Origin of the sequence: Microcystis sp. M049S2 (genome assembly GCF_020245625.1) — a bacterium.
GTDB classification, from domain to species: Bacteria; Cyanobacteriota; Cyanobacteriia; order Cyanobacteriales; family Microcystaceae; genus Microcystis; species Microcystis ichthyoblabe_A.
Window position 1 is genome coordinate 1 of record NZ_JADBUN010000271.1, and the last position, 2669, is coordinate 2669.

General features: G+C 38.0%; 5 protein-coding genes and 1 pseudogene. All 6 read left to right on the forward strand.

Features of this window, described 5'->3' with window-relative positions; translation table 11 throughout:
• A pseudogene (locus IM496_RS20840) lies at positions 1-119 on the forward strand (IS5 family transposase); the annotation flags it as partial.
• A gap of 79 nt (positions 120-198) precedes the next feature.
• Positions 199-726, forward strand: a complete 528-nt coding sequence (locus IM496_RS20845; RefSeq protein WP_194018364.1) for a hypothetical protein — start codon at positions 199-201, stop codon at positions 724-726.
• A gap of 210 nt (positions 727-936) precedes the next feature.
• Positions 937-1212, forward strand: coding sequence for a BrnT family toxin (locus IM496_RS20850; protein ID WP_194018363.1), 276 nt, complete (start codon positions 937-939; stop codon positions 1210-1212).
• The gene (locus IM496_RS20855) at positions 1196-1396 is read left to right on the forward strand and encodes a hypothetical protein (RefSeq protein ID WP_002800716.1); all 201 of its coding nucleotides are present in this window, start codon (positions 1196-1198) and stop codon (positions 1394-1396) included. The genes IM496_RS20850 and IM496_RS20855 overlap by 17 nt, the downstream gene beginning before the upstream one ends.
• A gap of 261 nt (positions 1397-1657) precedes the next feature.
• Positions 1658-1879 carry a hypothetical protein gene (locus tag IM496_RS20860; protein ID WP_194018365.1) on the forward strand — a complete coding sequence of 74 codons (222 nt, stop codon included), beginning with the start codon at positions 1658-1660 and terminating at the stop codon, positions 1877-1879.
• Positions 1880-2118: 239 nt separating this feature from the next.
• On the forward strand, positions 2119-2301 hold the full coding sequence (locus IM496_RS20865; RefSeq protein ID WP_287663139.1) for a hypothetical protein: 183 nt from the start codon (positions 2119-2121) through the stop codon (positions 2299-2301).
• Positions 2302-2669: the final 368 nt, after the last annotated feature.

The window sequence follows — 2669 nt, forward strand, 5'->3', positions numbered from 1 at the left end:
TATTTCGGATACTTTCATCAAGATACAGAAATCGCAGACGGCGATTTGGTCTGAGATTGAATTTGATTGCTGGTATCTACAATTACGAACTTCGTTACCGACAAAAGGATATATCTTGATTACTTTTGCAAGAGATCTAATACTCAACTGCTAACAAAAATGTTTCATTTTAATTAACTTTTCTCAGAGGACAAAACCATGAAACGACTTAACTACCAAAATCTCTTAATCGCTTCCTTATTAGGATTGTCAACGCTTTTTGCTGGTTCCTATCCTTTGGTTAAAGCACAATCAGAACCAAAACTAGGTTGTCAAGCTACTGTTGATAAAGTCCTTCAAGAAATTCGTTCTAAAGGGGTTAGAAGGACTTGGTTTAAGCTTTATGAGGAAAGAGCCAATGAAAATAACACGGGTAATCCAACTAACAGAACAGACGAGTTACATATAATTTTAAGTGCTTGGGATTTCACTAAAAAACCTACTTTTGATTCTCGAAGTCAATCCATTATTGATAATATCATGGGTTCTAAAAGTTTATTGAAAAGTTGGGCAGATAGAATTGTTGTTAATTGTAGCAATACAGCGATAGTTGGTTTTGGTAATGATCAATCAGATTGGGGTGAAGATTACTACATTCAATCTGATGGAACGACAAAATTAAATAAGTGTGTTAAACCAGAAAATGCTCCTAGTCCTCTTCCTTGGGGGGTTTCAGTCTGCCTATGAAAATCGGCTCTCCCGACATTATGGGGTAAAATGTTAGTGTATGTTACATTCTGGGTGCAGGTTCCTTGCGCCCCTACAGTAGGGCAAATTCGTTTTCTGTCGCGCCGTATGGTATACGCCCTATCTTAGATAACCTTTTCTTATCACCACAAGTACGGGAGAGCCAGAAATTCTGCTATAATTTTCAGCAAACCCATATAAATGTAACCCATGTTATTCGATTGGGACGAGGAGAAAGCCAAAAGGAACTTGGCCAAACATGGTGTTTCTTTCGATGAAGCTAAATCCTTGTTCTATGATCCCTTATTTTTAACCTTTGCCGATCCAGAACACTCTCTTGGGGAGCGACGTTTTATTATAATGGGAGAATCAGCCAAAGGACGATTGCTAGTTGTTTCTTATACTGACCGCACGGAAACCACACGCTTAATTAGTGCCCGTTTAGCTACCACCCAAGAACGTAAAGCTTATGAATCAGACCTGTGATCTAGATGATGATTTACGCCCCGAATATGACTTTACTAAACTTCCAGTCATAGCAAGAGGTCAAGGGCGAAAAAGAACTACTTTAACCGTCGAAATAGACCCCGACGTTGCTACTATTTTTCCTGATTCAGCAGCCGTTAATGAAGGATTACGTTTGTTATTACGCCTAATTCAAAATAGTTAACCTCAAGTAATTGAACAGTCTTTAACTATCTCAAAAACATCATAATCGCGGTATTCAAATAAGTGAGGCTGACTCACCAGACTTGATAAATTGAGAGAGGTTACATTCTGGGCGCAGGTTCCTTGCGCCCCTACAGTTCCTAGCCATGTAGGTTTGATTAAGGCACAAAACCCAACACAACCAACGGTTACTTTTTTAACGTCAACTCAACTACTAACAAAAATATTTCATTTTAATTAAGTTTCCTCAGAGGACAAAACCATGAAACGACTTAACTCCCAAAATCTCTTAATTGCTTCCTTATTAGGATTGTCAACGCTTTTTGCTGGTTCCTATCCTTCGGTTAAAGCACAATCAGAACCAAAGCTAGGCTGTCAAGCTACTGTCAATAAAGTCCTTGAAGAAATTCGCTCAAAGGGAGTTGGCTCTTCTGGTTTCTGTGTGGAAACGAGGTCTATACTGATAGTTTCTTCGACAAAATAGTCCTAAAAGTGTTGCCCGATAAGCATTTCACGATTCCATAAGCAAAAATTATCACACAAAGTCGAGAAGAGCCGGGAGTTAGAAGGGTTAAGTTTAGTATTTATAAAGGAGTAGCCAATGAAGGTAGAACGGGAAATCCAACGAATAGAACTGATGTATTGAATATTGCATTAAATTCAGTGGATTGGAGTGTGACCACTAGATCTGACCCAAAAATAGAGAGCATAATTATTAATATTATGGAATCTAAAATTTTAATGAAAAGTTGGACGGATAAAATTGTTGCTAATTGTGGTAATACCGCTATAGTTTCTTTTGGTGTATATCCATCAGATTGGGGTGAAGATTACTACATTCAATCTGATGGAACGACAAAATTAAATAAGTGTGTTCCTGCTGGGACACCCGGACTATTACCTTGAAGGGTTTCAATCTGCCTATGAAAATATAGCGGTATTCAGTAAGTTTTAGCATATAATAAGTCTAGGCGTGTAGCTTTAGCTAAGGTACGAAACCCAACAATTACTGCCTATTGAAATTAACGTCTAGTTTCGCATGACCAAGATCCTCATCATACTTGATATAATGAGATTACAGACTGTTTTTATTCAACTAAGAGACATGAAATCCATGATAACAATACCTATCACCCTAGCCTGCATTATTCATGAGAGTAGGGTAAAAAACCCTGAAACCACTACCAGATATAAGTTACAGCGACTTGATCTCAACAACAGTCTGTTTTGTCTCTCCGTCACTGGGCTTTCAGGAGAGAAAATAATGGTTAAAA